The sequence below is a fragment of the Burkholderia sp. Bp9004 genome (assembly GCF_003858025.1).
Classification (GTDB): Bacteria; Pseudomonadota; Gammaproteobacteria; order Burkholderiales; family Burkholderiaceae; genus Burkholderia; species Burkholderia diffusa.
In genome coordinates, this window is the sequence record NZ_QTQD01000017.1 from 26,544 (window position 1) to 40,732 (window position 14,189).

The following is a 14,189-nucleotide window of genomic DNA, read 5'->3' on the forward strand; positions in this document are numbered from 1 at the left end:
TTCCCCCTCCCCCGATCGCTTCAGCCCGTCGGCTATCCGCGTGTGTTCGATGTCGAACGGCGGCGAGCACCCGAGCATGGCACCCGTCGAACGGATCGCTTCGCGCTTCCCGTCGTACTCCACTTCCCCCCCGTGCACTGCGACGCCGACACGACACGACGCGGCTGAATGCATGCGCATCGATCACGTTCCGCACGTCCCTCAACGCGTGACGTGCGCGCTCGCACACGGGCGCACGCCGTGCACCAATTGCGCCCGCGCGACTGCACCGCAACGGATCGCGCATGCTGCACGACGCGTCACGCGCACCACGCCGACGCCCCACGCCACCCCGCACAGGCACGCCCGGCGTGCATCCGCGCGACTGGCACATGCCTTGCGTTAGTCGGATGCCGGCGCCGTCATGGCGCACGCCTACCAAACACGTCAAGGGGAACTCGATGAAACGTCGCAGTCTGCTGAAGTTCGGTTCGATGGCCGGTGCACTCGCGCTGGCGGGCAAGAGTCCGTTTGCGCACGCGGCCGATGCGGGCACGGGTCCGATCAAGGTCGGTATCCTGCATTCGCTGTCGGGCACGATGGCGATCTCCGAAACGTCGCTGAAGGACACGGCGCTGATGACGATCGCCGACATCAACAAGAGCGGCGGCGTGATGGGCCGCAAGCTCGAGCCCGTGGTCGTCGACCCCGCATCGAACTGGCCGCTGTTCGCGGAGAAGGCGCGCCAGCTGCTCACGCAGGACAAGGTCGCATGCGTGTTCGGCTGCTGGACGTCGGTGTCGCGCAAGTCGGTGCTGCCGGTGTTCGAGGAACTGAACGGCCTGCTCTACTACCCGGTGCAATATGAAGGCGAGGAAATGTCGCGCAACGTGTTCTACACGGGCGCCGCGCCGAATCAGCAGGCGATCCCCGCCGTCGAGTACCTGATGAGCGCGGAAGGCGGCGGCGCGAAACGATTCTTCCTGCTCGGCACCGACTATGTGTATCCGCGCACGACCAACAAGATCCTGCGCGCGTTCCTGAAATCGAAAGGCGTCAAGGACGCCGATATTCAGGAGGTCTACACGCCGTTCGGACACAGTGATTACCAGACGATCGTCGCGAACATCAAGAACTTCGCGCAGGGCGGCAAGACGACCGTGGTCTCGACGATCAACGGCGATTCGAACGTGCCGTTCTACAAGGAGCTCGGCAACCAGGGGATCAAGGCGACCGACGTGCCGGTGGTCGCGTTCTCGGTCGGCGAGGAAGAGCTGCGCGGGATCGACACGAAGCCGCTCGTCGGCCATCTCGCGGCCTGGAACTACTTCATGTCGGTGAAGAACCCGACGAACACGAAGTTCAAGGACCAGTTCGCCGCGTGGGTGAAGGCGAACAATCTGCCGGGCGGCGCGAAGCGCGTGACCAACGATCCGATGGAAGCGACCTACGTCGGCATCCACATGTGGAAGCAGGCGGTCGAGAAGGCGAAGAGCACCGACGTCGACAAGGTGCGCGTCGCGATGATCGGACAGACGGTTGCCGCGCCGTCGGGCTTCACGCTCTCGATGGACGGCAACCATCACCTGCACAAGCCGGTGATGATCGGCGAGATCCGCGGCGACGGGCAGTTCAACGTCGTGTGGAAGACGAAGACGGTCGTGCGCGCGCAGCCGTGGAGCCCGTTCATCGCGGGCAACCAGGGCAAGCCGGACATCGTCAGCTCGATCCCGGCGTTCCTGCGCCGGCAGCGCGCGGCGCTCGCCTGATGCGATGCGGAGCGCCGCGCACCGGCGTGGCGCTCCGTTCGCAGGCCGGTGCAGGCACGCCGCCGCGATTGCGGTAACGCGCCGCTCTCGCTCGCGCACCGCCACACGCGTTCGCTTTCCCACGCCCGACAGGATTTCTCGATGCCTACACGCTTTCGCCGCGCCGCCGTCGCGGTCGTCGCCTGTGCCGCGCTGACGGGCGCGCTGCCGCACGCCGCGTTCGCCCTGACGGCGGCCGATACCGCCGCGCTTGCCGGCGACGACTTCGACGCGAAAACGGCCGCGATCGAACATCTCGCCGCCGATGCCGATCCGCGCGCCGTCGCGTTGCTCAATGCGCTGTCGACCGGCGACGCGCTCGCGACCGGCGACGGACACCTGCTGATCCAGACCGGCGACACCGCGCACGACGCGCTCACGCAGGCCGCGACGCCGGCCGGCGACGCGCAGCCCGTGATGCTGAACAACCTGCTGCGCACGAAGATCGCGGGCGCGCTGTCGGGTCTCGCTCTCGCGTCGCCGGATGTCGCCGCGCGTCGCGACGCGATCGACGCGCTGCTGAAGTCGCCCGACCCGGCGCTCAAGCCGATGATCGAGCGCGCCCGCGCCAAGGAAACCGATCCGGCATTGAAACGCCGTCTCGACGCACTGTGGGCGATCGCCGCGCTGCACGACGCCGATCCGGCGAAGCGTCTCGAAGCCGTGCAGGTGGTGGCCGCGCGCCACGATCTCGACATGATCGAGCAATTGCGCCCGCTCGTCGCGCAGAACGCCGACGGCAGCCATGCGGAGCCCGACGCGCGCGTGCGCGAAGCCGCGCAGCAAGGACTCGATGCATTGCACACGCTGCAGCGCCGCGGCGAGATCGCGGGCACCGTGTTCGCGGGCCTGTCGCTCGGCAGCGTGCTGCTGCTCGCGGCGCTCGGCCTCGCGATCACGTACGGGCTGATCGGCGTGATCAACATGGCGCACGGCGAATTCCTGATGATCGGTGCGTACGCAACCTATGTCGTGCAGACGCTGATCCAGCGCTATGCGCCGGCCGCGTTCAACTGGTATCCGCTCGTTGCGGTGCCGGTGTCGTTCGCGGCGGCGGCGCTGGTGGGCATCGTGCTCGAGCGGCTCGTGCTGCGGCACCTGTACGGCCGCCCGCTCGAGACGCTGCTCGCGACGTTCGGCGTGAGCCTGATCCTGATCCAGGCCACGCGCATGCTGTTCGGCGCGCAGAACGTGCAGGTCGTGAACCCGTCGTGGATGAGCGGCGGCGTGACCGTGATGCAGAACCTGATCCTGCCGTACAACCGGCTCGCGATCCTCGCGTTCGCGCTCGCGGTCGTGTGCGTCGCCTGGGGCGTGCTAACGAAGACCCGGCTCGGCCTGTTCGTGCGCGCGGTCACGCAGAACCGCCGGATGGCCGCGTGCGTCGGCGTGAAGACCGCGCGCGTCGACGCGTACGCGTTCGCGTTCGGCGCGGGCATCGCGGGCCTCGGCGGGTGCGCGCTGTCGCAGATCGGCAACGTGGGCCCGGACCTCGGGCAAAACTACATCATCGATTCGTTCATGGCGGTCGTGCTCGGCGGCGTCGGCCAGATCGCCGGCACCGTGCTCGGCGGCTTCGGGCTCGGCCTCGTCAGCAAGGCGATCGAGCCGTTCTGGGGCGCAGTGCTCGCGAAGATCGCGGTGCTCGTGATGATCGTGCTGTTCATCCAGAAACGTCCGCAGGGCATGTTCGCCCCGAAGGGACGCAGCGCGGAGGCCTGACATGACTTCAATCACCGATTCGTTGTCGAATCCGGTCGCCGGCGCGCCGAAGCCCGCCGCAACCGCGCGTGCCGAGGACGGTTTCGCGCTCGGCCTGCCGCCCCGCCCCGCGCTGCTGTCGCGTCGCGCATGGCTTGCGCTCGTCGCGCTGTGCGTCGCGATCGGCATCGGCGTGCCGCTCGCCGCGCTGGTCGCGCCCGAGTCGAGCGCGTTCCACCTGTCAGCGTATGCGATGACGCTCGCCGGCAAGCTGATGTGCTACGCGATCGCCGCGCTCGCGCTCGATCTCGTGTGGGGCTACTGCGGAATCCTGAGCCTCGGCCATGGCCTGTTCTTCGCGCTCGGCGGTTATGCGATCGGCATGTACCTGATGCGCGAGATCGGCCGCGACGGCAAGTACGGCAGCGACCTGCCCGACTTCATGGTGTTCCTCGACTGGCATCAGCTGCCCTGGTACTGGAGCGGCACGCAGCACCTCGCGTGGGCGCTCGCGCTGGTCGTGCTCGTGCCGGCCGTGCTCGCATGGGTGTTCGGCTTCTTCACGTTCCGCTCGCGCGTGAAGGGCGTCTACCTGTCGATCATCACGCAAGCGCTGACGTTCGCCGCGATGCTGCTGTTCTTTCGCAACGAGACGGGCTTCGGCGGCAACAACGGCTTCACCGACTTCAAGCGCATCGCAGGCTTTTCCGTCACGTCGCCCGGCACGCGCACGGTGCTGTTGCTGCTGACCTTCGCGACGCTCGTGCTCGCGTTCATCGCCGCGCGCGCGATCGTCACCAGCAAGCTCGGACGCGTGGTCACTGCGGTGCGCGACGGCGAGACGCGGCTGATGTTCCTCGGTTACAGCCCGCTCGCGTACAAACTGTTCGTATGGACGCTGTCGGCCGTGCTGTGCGGTATCGCGGGCGCGTTGTACGTGCCGCAGGTCGGCATCATCAACCCCGGCGAGATGTCGCCCGGCAACTCGATCGAAATGGCGATCTGGGTCGCGGTGGGCGGGCGCGGCACGCTGATCGGTCCGATCGTCGGCGCATTCGCGGTGAACGGCGCGAAGAGCCTCTTTACCGCGTACTTCGCCGAATACTGGCTGTTCTTTCTCGGGCTGATCTTCGTGCTCGTGCCGCTCTTGCTGCCGCGCGGCATCATGGGCCTCGTGGACACGCTGCTCGCAAAGGGGAAACGCGCATGAACGGCACGGCCCTCTACCAGTTCACGCCACCGGCCGAGGACGAGCTGCTGGCCGTCAGCGGCACCGCATCGATGGGCCGCGTGGTGCCGCCCGGCATCGACACGTCGCACGGCACGATCCTCTATCTCGAGGACATCGAGGTGAGCTTCGACGGCTTTCGCGCGCTGAACAAGCTGTCGCTTGCGATCGACGCGGGCGAACTGCGCTGCGTGATCGGCCCGAACGGCGCGGGCAAGACGACGATGATGGACGTGATCACCGGCAAGACGCGACCCGATGCGGGCAAGGTTTTTCTCGGCCAGACCATCGACCTCGCGAGGATGAACGAACCCGAGATCGCACGTGCGGGGATCGGCCGCAAGTTCCAGAAGCCGACCGTGTTCGAACAGCATCCGGTGTGGGAAAACCTCGAACTGGCGATGCAGACCGACAAGGGCTGGCTCGCGTCGCTGCGCGCGCGGCTCGATCGCGCCGCACAGGCGAAGATCGAGGAGACGCTCGCGCTGATCGGCCTCGAAAGCGACGCGTATCGCGCGGCCGGCGAGCTGTCGCACGGTCAGAAGCAGCGGCTCGAGATCGGCATGCTGCTGATGCAGCGCCCGGCTCTGTTGCTGCTCGACGAGCCGGCCGCCGGAATGACCGACCACGAGACGATGGAACTCGCGAAGCTGCTGAACACGCTGCGCGGCACCTGCTCGATGATGGTCGTCGAGCACGACATGGAATTCGTCGCGGCACTCGCGGGCGACACGGGCCGCGTGACGGTGATGGCCGAAGGCGCGGTGCTCGCGCAAGGCACGCTCGACCAGGTCAAGCGCGACGACGCGGTGATCGAGTCCTACCTCGGACGGTAATCCAATGCTGAAGATCGATGCACTGAACCAGTACTACGGCGGCAGCCATATCCTGCGCAACGTGACGCTTGCCGCCGACGACGGCAAGCTCACCGTGCTGCTCGGCCGCAACGGCGTCGGCAAGAGCACGCTGCTGCGCTGCCTGATGGGGGTCGTCGCCGCGAAAAGCGGCAGCGTGTCGTGGCGCGGCACGGCGCTCGGCACGCTGCCGCCGTATGCGCGCGTCGCGGCCGGGCTCGCGTACGTGCCGCAGGGTCGCGACATCTTTCCGCGGCTGACCGTCGAGGAAAACCTGCTCGTCGGCGCGGCGAGCCGCAAGGCGCCGTCGAAAGTGCCCGATCGCATCTACGACCTGTTCCCGGTGCTGAAGGACATGCGGGCGCGACGCGGCGGCGACCTGTCGGGCGGCCAGCAGCAGCAGCTCGCGATCGGCCGCGCGCTGATGAGCGAGCCGCAGCTGCTGATCCTCGACGAGCCGACCGAGGGCATCCAGCCGTCGATCATCCAGGACATCGGCCGCACGCTGCGCCAGCTCGTCGACGAATCGAAAATGACCGTGCTGCTCGTCGAGCAGTATTACGACTTCGCGCGCTCGATCGCGGACCATTACTGGGTGATGAGCCGCGGCGAGGTCATCGCGGGCGGCGATGCGCGCGACATGGAAACGAACGGTGTGCGCGAACTGATCGCGGTGTGAGCGGCGGCACGGCAGCGCGCACGGGCGGCCGGTTCGCGGTGCGGCCGCACGCCGCGCTTCCAACGAACGCGGCATCTGCATTATTGTTCCGGTAGCATCCACGTTCTTCGCGCCCGTTTCCGTCGTTTCCCGCTTGCCGCCGATGTCCGCCCTCGACTCCCACGCCCCGCTGTCCCGCCCCGCCGTCGCCAAGTCGTGGCGCGGCCGTCTCGAACTCGGCTTCGAACGGCACGGCGCGCGCACGACGCTCGTCCACCGGCTGCACGACGGCCCGTTGCGCGTCCAGCGGCCGCTGTATCCGGAGGGCGACGCGATCTGTCACGCGGTCATCGTTCACCCGCCGGGCGGCGTCGCGGGCGGCGACCGACTCGACATCGACATCACGCTCGGCGACGGCACGCACGCGGTGCTGACGACACCCGGCGCGACCAAGTGGTACAAGTCGAACGGGCTCGACGCGACGCAGCGCATCGGCATCACGGTCGGCGAGCACGCGAAGCTCGACTGGCTGCCGCAAAACAATCTGTTCTTCGACGCGGCCCACGCCGCGCTCGACTTCACGGTAACGCTCGGCGCCGGCGCGAGCGCGATCGGCTGGGACGCGACGCAGCTCGGCCGGCAGGCGGCCGGCGAAACGTGGTCGGCGGGCCGTATCGCATCGGGTTCGGCACTCGTCGATGCCGATGGACGGCCACTATGGACCGAGCGCGCGCTGCTCGACGCGCACGATCCGCTGCGCAGCGCACTGCAGGGTCTCGCCGGCTTTCCCGTGTACGGCACGCTGTGGGCGGTTGGCGCCGCGTGCGATGCCGCGCTCGCCGAAGCGCTCGCCGTGCGGATGCCGTTCGACGACACACTGCGCGCGGGCGCGACCTGCGTGACGCCGGGCGTCGTGCTGGTGCGCGCGGTATCGACGTCGATGGAAGCACTGCAGCATCACTTCGCCGACTGCTGGCTTTACCTGCGGCCGCTCGTGCACGGCGTCGACGCACGGCCGCTGCGCCTCTGGCAGACCTGAGCGCCCGGCCCGGCACGCACCGTTTCGGCGCAGCCGCGCCGCCCACCCTGCCCACGATTCATGCATCGCGCACCACGACCGCGCATCGAGACGCGTTCCATCGACATGGCACGCGCCTTGCTGCTTACATAACGGCTACACGACGCACGAAAAACGGCGCGGTGCTACGATGACCCGCGCCCCGGCCGGAACCCCGCGCACCGATAAAAATTACGTTTTCCTGAACGACTGCCTTCATGAAACTGACTCCCCGAGAAAAGGACAAGCTGCTGATCTTCACGGCGGCGCTGCTGGCCGAGCGCCGCCGCGCGCGCGGGCTGAAGCTCAACTATCCGGAAGCGGTCGCGTTCATCACCGCCGCGTTGATGGAAGCCGCGCGCGACGGCAAGACCGTCGCCGAGGTGATGCACTACGGCACGACGCTGCTCACGCGCGACGACGTGATGGATGGCGTGCCGGAGATGATCCCCGACATCCAGGTCGAGGCGACCTTCCCCGACGGCACCAAGCTCGTCACCGTCCACCACCCGATTCCGTGACCGAGGTAGCACGCATGATTCCCGGCGAAATCCTCACCGACGACGGCGAGCACGAACTGAATGCAGGCCGCGCGACGCGCTCGCTCGTCGTCGCGAACACCGGCGACCGCCCGGTGCAGGTCGGCTCGCACTACCACTTCTTCGAAGTCAACGACGCGCTGTCGTTCGACCGCGCGGCCGCGCGCGGCTTCCGGCTCAACATCGCAGCCGGCACCGCCGTGCGCTTCGAGCCGGGCCAGACGCGCACCGTCGAGCTGGTCGAGCTGGCCGGCGAACGCGCCGTCTACGGTTTTCAGGGCAAGGTGATGGGGCCGCTGTAAGCCGCGCCCCGCTCTTCAGGAACAGCACATGACATTACGCTTGAGCCGCCGCGCATACGCGGAAATGTTCGGGCCGACGACGGGCGACCGCGTGCGGCTCGCCGATACCGAACTGCTGATCGAGATCGAACGCGACTTCACGACCTACGGCGAGGAAGTGAAATTCGGCGGCGGGAAGGTGATCCGCGACGGCATGGGCCAGTCGCAGCGCGTGGCCGCCGACGTGCCCGACACGATCATCACGAACGCGGTGATCCTCGATCATTGGGGCATCGTGAAGGCCGACATCGCGATCAAGCACGGCCGCATCGCGGCGATCGGCAAGGCCGGCAATCCGGACATCCAGCCGGGCGTGACGATCGCCATTGGCGCGGCGACCGAAGTGATCGCCGGCGAAGGGCTGATCGTGACCGCGGGCGGCATCGACACGCACATTCACTTCATCAGCCCGCAGCAGATCGACGAGGCGCTCGCGTCGGGTGTCACGACGATGCTCGGCGGCGGCACGGGGCCGGCCACCGGCACCAATGCGACGACCTGCACGCCGGGCCCGTGGCACATGGAGCGGATGCTGCAGGCCGCCGACGGCTGGCCGATCAACCTCGGCTTTCTCGGCAAGGGCAACGCGAGCCTGCCGCAGCCGCTCGTCGAACAGATCGCAGCCGGCGCGATCGGGCTGAAGCTGCACGAGGACTGGGGCACGACGCCCGCCGCGATCGACAACTGCCTTTCCGTCGCCGACGACACCGACACGCAGGTCGCGATCCACACCGACACGCTGAACGAAGCCGGCTTCGTCGAATCGACGGTCGCCGCGTTCAAGGGCCGCACGATCCACACGTATCACACCGAAGGCGCGGGCGGCGGCCATGCGCCCGACATCCTGAAGGTGTGCGGCGAGGCGAACGTGCTGCCGTCGTCGACCAACCCGACGCGCCCGTACACGATCAACACGCTCGACGAGCATCTCGACATGCTGATGGTGTGCCATCACCTCGATCCGTCGATTGCCGAGGATCTCGCGTTCGCCGAATCGCGGATCCGCCGCGAGACGATCGCGGCCGAGGACATCCTGCACGATCTCGGCGCGCTGTCGATGCTGTCGTCCGATTCGCAGGCGATGGGCCGCGTCGGCGAAGTGATCATCCGCACCTGGCAGACCGCGCACAAGATGAAGGTGCAGCGCGGCGCGCTGCCCGAAGACGGCGCGCGCAACGACAACTTCCGCGCGAAGCGCTACGTCGCGAAATACACGATCAACCCGGCGATCACGCATGGGATCGCGCATGAAGTCGGTTCGATCGAGCCCGGCAAGTGGGCCGACCTCGTGCTGTGGGAGCCGGCGTTCTTCGGGATCAAGCCGTCGATGATCCTGAAGGGCGGGATGATCGCGGTCGCGCAGATGGGCGACCCGAACGCGTCGATCCCGACGCCGCAGCCGGTCCATTATCGCGAGATGTTCGCCACGCGTGGCGGCGCACTCGCGCGCACGTCGCTGACCTTCGTGTCGCAGATGGCCGCCGATGCCGGCATCGCCGAACGCTACGGACTCGCGAAGCGCATCGTGCCGGTGCGCAACTGCCGCAACGTGACGAAGGCCGACATGATCCACAACGCGTGGCGTCCGTCGATCAGCGTCGATCCCGAAACCTACGACGTGATCGCCGACGGCCAGCTGCTCACCTGCGAGCCGGCGTCGGTGCTGCCGATGGCGCAGCGCTATTTCCTGTTCTGATTTCCGGTTTTCGCTCCATGCGCACCCTCGACAAACGCATTGCCCCGAACGTGAAGCTTGCCGCGTCGCTCGTCGCGCGTGCGCCGACGCTCACGCTCGCCTATGACGCCCGCTGCAAGAGCCGCCTCGCGGCGACGCTCGACTCGGGCGAGGACGTCGCGGTCCTGCTGCCGCGCGGCACCGTGCTGCGCGACGGCGACGTGCTCGTCGCCGACGACGGCGCGCTCGTGCGAATCGCCGCGGCGCCCGAGACCGTGCTGCTCGTGCGCGCGGCCGACCCGCTCACGCTGATGCGCGCCGCGTATCACCTCGGCAATCGTCACACGCCTGTCGAGATCGGCGACGGCTATCTGAAGCTCGAAGCCGATCCGGTGCTCGCCGACATGCTGCGCCGGCTCGGCACGCAGGTCGACGAAGCGAGCGCACCGTTCCAGCCGGAAGCCGGTGCGTACGGCGGCGGCCACAAGCACGGGCACGATGCCACGTTCGCCGAGGATTACGCGCTCGCGCAGCAGGTATTCGGCGAACACCACGGCCACTCGCACGATCACGATCACCAGCATGGTCCGGGCTGCTCGCACGGCCACCACGGTCATGACCACCACTGAACTCGTCGCGCTGCTGCATCTCGCGTCGTCCGCGCTGCCGATCGGTGCGTACAGCTATTCGCAGGGACTCGAAGCCGCGCTCGACGCGAACCTGATCCGCGATGCCGACACCGCGCGCGACTGGATCGCCAGCGGGCTGACCGACGTGCTCGCGCACGGCGAGCTGCCGTTCCTCGCGCACCAGCTCGCGCGCTGGCAGGCGCACGACGCGGACGCGCTCGCTCGCGAAAACGCATGGTTCGTCGCGAGCCGCGAATCGGCGGAATTACGCCGCGAGACCGAGCAGATGGGCTGGTCGCTCGCGCAGCTTTGCGCATCGCTCGAATGGGGCGATGCCTCGCGCCGCGCGACGCTCGCGTCGCTGTCGCCGGTCGCACTGCCGACCGCATTCGCCTACGCGGCCGCCGCGCACGACGCCAGCGCCGACGCCACGCTCGCCGCGTACGCATTCGGCTGGGTCGAGAACCAGACGTCGGCCGCGCTGAAGGCCGTGCCGCTCGGCCAGCTCGCGGGCCAGCGCATCATCGTCGCGCTGCGCGGCGCGATCGACGCGGCCGTACGCCGCGCGCTTGCGACACCACCCGACGCCATCAACACGTTCGCGCCGCAGCTCGGCATCCTGTCCGCGCGGCACGAAACCCAGTACTCGCGGTTGTTCCGCTCCTGAACCCGACCCACACCATGAACGCACCCGCTCCCTCCTCCGCCCGCCGCACGAAGAAACTGCCGCCGCTGCGCGTCGGCATCGGCGGCCCCGTCGGCTCCGGCAAGACCACACTGCTCGAAATGCTGTGCAAGGCGATGCGCGAGCGCTACGACCTCGTCGCGATCACGAACGACATCTATACGAAGGAAGACCAGCGCCTGCTGACGGTCGCGGGCGCGCTGCCCGAGGAACGCATCATGGGCGTCGAGACGGGCGGCTGCCCGCACACGGCGATCCGCGAGGATGCGTCGATCAACCTCGAGGCCGTCGACCGGATGCTGTCGCGCTTTCCGGACGCCGACATCGTGTTCATCGAGTCGGGCGGCGACAATCTCGCGGCGACGTTCAGCCCCGAGTTGTCGGACCTGACGATCTACGTGATCGACGTCGCCGGCGGCGAGAAGATTCCGCGCAAGGGCGGGCCCGGCATCACGAAATCCGACCTGCTCGTGATCAACAAGACCGATCTCGCGCCGCTCGTCGGGGCGAACCTCGACGTGATGGCCTCGGACACGAAGAAGATGCGTGGCGAGCGGCCTTACGTGATGACGAACCTGAAGGCGCTCGAAGGCCTCACGGACGTCGTCGCGTTCATCGAGAAGAAGGGATTGTTGACGGTGTGAACGGCGGCGCGGCGGCCCGCTGCCGCCTCGCCTGCCCGGGGCGGCCTCGCGCCGCCCGCTCAGTCGCCGGATGCTTCCGACGCGTCCGTTGCGCCGGGCATCGCGCCGCTGCCGCGCTCCACCGGCGGCAACAACGCCGCGAGCACGTCGACCGAGCGCGCGGTCGCGCCGCGATGACGCGACGCGAACGCGGCACCTGCCGCGCCCATCGCGATACGGCGCGCGTGATCGGCGAACAGCGCGTCGAGCACATGCGCGAGGTCGAGCGGATCGGCGACCTGCATCGCCGCGCCGGCCGCGACCGCATCGGCGGTCGCCTGCGTGAAGTTGAACACGTGCGGGCCGATCAGCACCGGCACGCCGACCGCACACGCCTCGATGAGATTCTGCCCGCCGAGCGGCAGCAGGCTGCCGCCAATGAACGCGACGTCGCTGGCCGCGTAGTACGCGCCGAGTTCACCCATCGAATCGCCGAGCAGCACCGTCACGTCGGCCGGCAGCGGTTCCGCCGCGGCCGGCCGGCCGGCCGCGAGCGCCGCCGCGTCCGCGCCCCACACCGAACGCCGCACGCACTTGAATCCGTTGCGCGCGACGAGCGCCTCGACTTCAGCGAAACGCTGCGGATGACGCGGCACGAGAATCAGCAGCGCACCGGGCGTCTTCATCGCCGCAAATGCCTGCAGCACCAGCGCCTCTTCGTTCTCGCGCGTGCTTGCTGCGACCCACACGGGCCGCGTGCCGATCGCGTCGCGCCATGCGTGGCCGCGCGCCGCCAGCTCCGGCGGCGTCGTCATGTCGAACTTCAGGTTGCCCAGCACCGTCACGTTACGCGCGCCGAGCGACGTCAGCCGCTCCGCGTCGGCCGGGCTCTGCGCGAGCACGCGCGAGAAACCGCCGAACACGTCGCGCGTCGCCGCGCCGAACTTCGCCGCGCGCCGATGCGAGCGCGCGGACATCCGCGCGTTGGTCAGCACGAGCGGCACGTCCGCGCGGCGGCACTCGTCGATCAGCGTCGGCCACACCTCGGTTTCCATCACGAGGCCGAGCGTCGGCCGCCATGCGCGCAGGAAGCGCCGCACCGCGCCCGGCATGTCGTACGGCAGGTAGCAGCGCAGCACGCGGTCGCCGAAGATCTGCTCGCCGGTCGCGCGGCCGCTCGGCGTCATGTGCGTGAGCAGGATGCGCGCGTCGGGACGTGCGCGCATCAGCGCGTCGATCAGCGGCTGCGCGGCGCGCGTCTCGCCGACCGACACCGCATGCACCCAGATCAGCGGCGCGCGATCGTCCGGTGAACGGCCGGCGACGTGGCCGAAGCGCTCGCCGATGTGCTCGCGATAGCCGCGCTCCTTGCGCGAGCGCACGCAGAGCCGGATGACCGCGATCGGTGCGACGAGCCACCACAGCGCGCGATAGATCGCCCTCAGCATGAGCGGACTCCGTGACCGCGGAGGATGCGGTGCGCGCTCAAACCAGCGCCCTGCCCTGCAGGCGCTCGAGAATCCCGAGCGGCGCGCATTCGCGACGCACCATCGCGTCGACCGGCAGGAAGAAGGTCTGCTCGAGCATGAACTGGCCGGACATCACAGCGTGCGAAGTCTGATCCGAGAAACATATCCACACGCTGCCCGGCGGAAACGGCATCGTCTGCTGCGGGCAGGTCTTCTGGTAGTCGAGATCGGCCTTCATGCTGTCGTGCAGGTTCAGCATCAGGTGGTCGTACGCGCTACGCGGCGACTTCGTCACGTGCAGCAGGTTCAGCAGCCACGCCGAACCCGGGAACTGCGGCCGGATCTTCGGCAGGAAGCGCTTCGCGACGTCCTCGAACGGCTCGCCGACGCGCCATACGCGCGGCTGGCCGGCCGGGTTCACGTTCGTGAACACGCGCAGGATCCGCTCGCCGTAGTTCGGCCGCGACGGGAACGCGTCGACGTGCAGCCGGCTGTCGTCCTTGCGCCACGACGTCTGGCGCGTCTCGACCTGCATCAGCCGCAGGCTCGTCGGCGCGACGCGCAGCTTGCCGCGATATTCGGGAAAGAGGCCGTCGACGAGCGTGCCGGCCTGCTGCTGGAAGCGCGCGACCAGCGCGCGTACGGCCGACTGCGTGACGCTGTCGCCGAGCACGCCGGCGAGCGCACCGCCGTTCGGCGCGAGGCTGATGTTCTTGCGTTTGGGATCGGCGAGCGCCGGATCGAGCAGCGCTTCCTCGCCGCCTTCGATCGCGAAGCGCAGGTGCGGGAAATACAGCACCTTGCCTTCCTCGACCGCGGCGAGCAGTTGCTCGCGCGGCGCCGACAGGTTGTGTCCGCTCCAGTCGGCGGACGGGACTTCGATGATCTGGGATTCGCTCATGATCGGTTCGCGTGCGTGACGGGCAGGGCAGGCATGACGGGC

General features: G+C 68.5%; 14 protein-coding genes. 12 read left to right on the forward strand and 2 right to left on the reverse strand.

All coding sequences use genetic code 11. From position 1 onward, the window contains the following. The first annotated feature begins 440 nt into the window (after positions 1 to 440). From urtA to ureG, 12 genes are all read left to right on the forward strand, one after another. A complete protein-coding gene (gene urtA / locus DIE08_RS19275) occupies positions 441 to 1,748 on the forward strand; it encodes an urea ABC transporter substrate-binding protein (RefSeq protein ID WP_059605640.1) in 1,308 nt (435 codons plus the stop codon). 141 nt (positions 1,749 to 1,889) lie between these two features. Next, the gene (urtB, locus tag DIE08_RS19280) at positions 1,890 to 3,509 is read left to right on the forward strand and encodes an urea ABC transporter permease subunit UrtB (protein WP_124903019.1); all 1,620 of its coding nucleotides are present in this window, start codon (positions 1,890 to 1,892) and stop codon (positions 3,507 to 3,509) included. 1 nt (position 3,510) lies between these two features. Continuing rightward, positions 3,511 to 4,698, forward strand: coding sequence for an urea ABC transporter permease subunit UrtC (urtC, locus tag DIE08_RS19285; protein WP_059605612.1), 1,188 nt, complete (start codon positions 3,511 to 3,513; stop codon positions 4,696 to 4,698). Beyond that, positions 4,695 to 5,552 (forward strand): urea ABC transporter ATP-binding protein UrtD, encoded by an 858-nt coding sequence (gene urtD / locus DIE08_RS19290; protein WP_059509652.1) that lies wholly within the window; start codon positions 4,695 to 4,697, stop codon positions 5,550 to 5,552. Before urtC ends, urtD begins: the two co-directional genes overlap by 4 nt. Before the next feature lie 4 nt (positions 5,553 to 5,556). Then, positions 5,557 to 6,249, forward strand: a complete 693-nt coding sequence (gene urtE / locus DIE08_RS19295; protein ID WP_059605608.1) for an urea ABC transporter ATP-binding subunit UrtE — start codon at positions 5,557 to 5,559, stop codon at positions 6,247 to 6,249. A 142-nt stretch (positions 6,250 to 6,391) separates the two neighbouring features. After that, entirely contained in the window at positions 6,392 to 7,267 is an 876-nt protein-coding gene (locus DIE08_RS19300; RefSeq protein ID WP_124903021.1) for an urease accessory protein UreD, read from the forward strand. 236 nt (positions 7,268 to 7,503) lie between these two features. After that, a complete protein-coding gene (ureA, locus tag DIE08_RS19305; RefSeq protein WP_006406310.1) occupies positions 7,504 to 7,806 on the forward strand; it encodes an urease subunit gamma in 303 nt (100 codons plus the stop codon). 14 nt (positions 7,807 to 7,820) lie between these two features. Beyond that, positions 7,821 to 8,126: an urease subunit beta gene (locus DIE08_RS19310; RefSeq protein ID WP_059455900.1), complete on the forward strand. Its 306-nt coding sequence runs from the start codon at positions 7,821 to 7,823 to the stop codon at positions 8,124 to 8,126. 28 nt (positions 8,127 to 8,154) lie between these two features. Further along, complete coding sequence (ureC, locus tag DIE08_RS19315; protein WP_124903023.1) at positions 8,155 to 9,861, forward strand: urease subunit alpha; 1,707 nt, start codon at positions 8,155 to 8,157, stop codon at positions 9,859 to 9,861. Between the two features lie 17 nt (positions 9,862 to 9,878). Beyond that, positions 9,879 to 10,469 (forward strand): urease accessory protein UreE, encoded by a 591-nt coding sequence (gene ureE, locus DIE08_RS19320; protein WP_124903025.1) that lies wholly within the window; start codon positions 9,879 to 9,881, stop codon positions 10,467 to 10,469. Next, positions 10,456 to 11,136 carry an urease accessory protein UreF gene (locus DIE08_RS19325; RefSeq protein ID WP_124903027.1) on the forward strand — a complete coding sequence of 227 codons (681 nt, stop codon included), beginning with the start codon at positions 10,456 to 10,458 and terminating at the stop codon, positions 11,134 to 11,136. Before ureE ends, DIE08_RS19325 begins: the two co-directional genes overlap by 14 nt. 14 nt (positions 11,137 to 11,150) lie before the next feature. Continuing rightward, complete coding sequence (gene ureG / locus DIE08_RS19330) at positions 11,151 to 11,798, forward strand: urease accessory protein UreG (RefSeq protein ID WP_124903029.1); 648 nt, start codon at positions 11,151 to 11,153, stop codon at positions 11,796 to 11,798. 59 nt (positions 11,799 to 11,857) lie between these two features. On the opposite strand, the gene waaA is transcribed toward ureG, so the two are convergent. Together waaA and DIE08_RS19340 are read right to left on the reverse strand one after the other, a co-directional pair. Next, positions 11,858 to 13,225, reverse strand: coding sequence for a lipid IV(A) 3-deoxy-D-manno-octulosonic acid transferase (gene waaA / locus DIE08_RS19335; RefSeq protein WP_124903031.1), 1,368 nt, complete (start codon positions 13,223 to 13,225; stop codon positions 11,858 to 11,860). A 37-nt stretch (positions 13,226 to 13,262) separates the two neighbouring features. After that, positions 13,263 to 14,147 (reverse strand): Kdo hydroxylase family protein, encoded by an 885-nt coding sequence (locus tag DIE08_RS19340; RefSeq protein ID WP_059605588.1) that lies wholly within the window; start codon positions 14,145 to 14,147, stop codon positions 13,263 to 13,265. Positions 14,148 to 14,189 lie beyond the last annotated feature (42 nt).

Bases quoted from the DNA above. Each gene is read 5' to 3' on its own strand.
- urtE (WP_059605608.1), top strand. From the start codon at position 5,557: ATGCTGAAGATCGATGCACTGAACCAGTACTACGGCGGCAGCCATATC.
- urtB (WP_124903019.1), top strand. From the start codon at position 1,890: ATGCCTACACGCTTTCGCCGCGCCGCCGTCGCGGTCGTCGCCTGTGCC.
- waaA (WP_124903031.1), bottom strand. From the start codon at position 13,225: ATGCTGAGGGCGATCTATCGCGCGCTGTGGTGGCTCGTCGCACCGATC.
- urtC (WP_059605612.1), top strand. From the start codon at position 3,511: ATGACTTCAATCACCGATTCGTTGTCGAATCCGGTCGCCGGCGCGCCG.
- DIE08_RS19340 (WP_059605588.1), bottom strand. From the start codon at position 14,147: ATGAGCGAATCCCAGATCATCGAAGTCCCGTCCGCCGACTGGAGCGGA.
- ureG (WP_124903029.1), top strand. From the start codon at position 11,151: ATGAACGCACCCGCTCCCTCCTCCGCCCGCCGCACGAAGAAACTGCCG.
- urtD (WP_059509652.1), top strand. From the start codon at position 4,695: ATGAACGGCACGGCCCTCTACCAGTTCACGCCACCGGCCGAGGACGAG.
- DIE08_RS19325 (WP_124903027.1), top strand. From the start codon at position 10,456: ATGACCACCACTGAACTCGTCGCGCTGCTGCATCTCGCGTCGTCCGCG.
- DIE08_RS19300 (WP_124903021.1), top strand. From the start codon at position 6,392: ATGTCCGCCCTCGACTCCCACGCCCCGCTGTCCCGCCCCGCCGTCGCC.
- DIE08_RS19310 (WP_059455900.1), top strand. From the start codon at position 7,821: ATGATTCCCGGCGAAATCCTCACCGACGACGGCGAGCACGAACTGAAT.
- ureA (WP_006406310.1), top strand. From the start codon at position 7,504: ATGAAACTGACTCCCCGAGAAAAGGACAAGCTGCTGATCTTCACGGCG.
- ureE (WP_124903025.1), top strand. From the start codon at position 9,879: ATGCGCACCCTCGACAAACGCATTGCCCCGAACGTGAAGCTTGCCGCG.
- urtA (WP_059605640.1), top strand. From the start codon at position 441: ATGAAACGTCGCAGTCTGCTGAAGTTCGGTTCGATGGCCGGTGCACTC.
- ureC (WP_124903023.1), top strand. From the start codon at position 8,155: ATGACATTACGCTTGAGCCGCCGCGCATACGCGGAAATGTTCGGGCCG.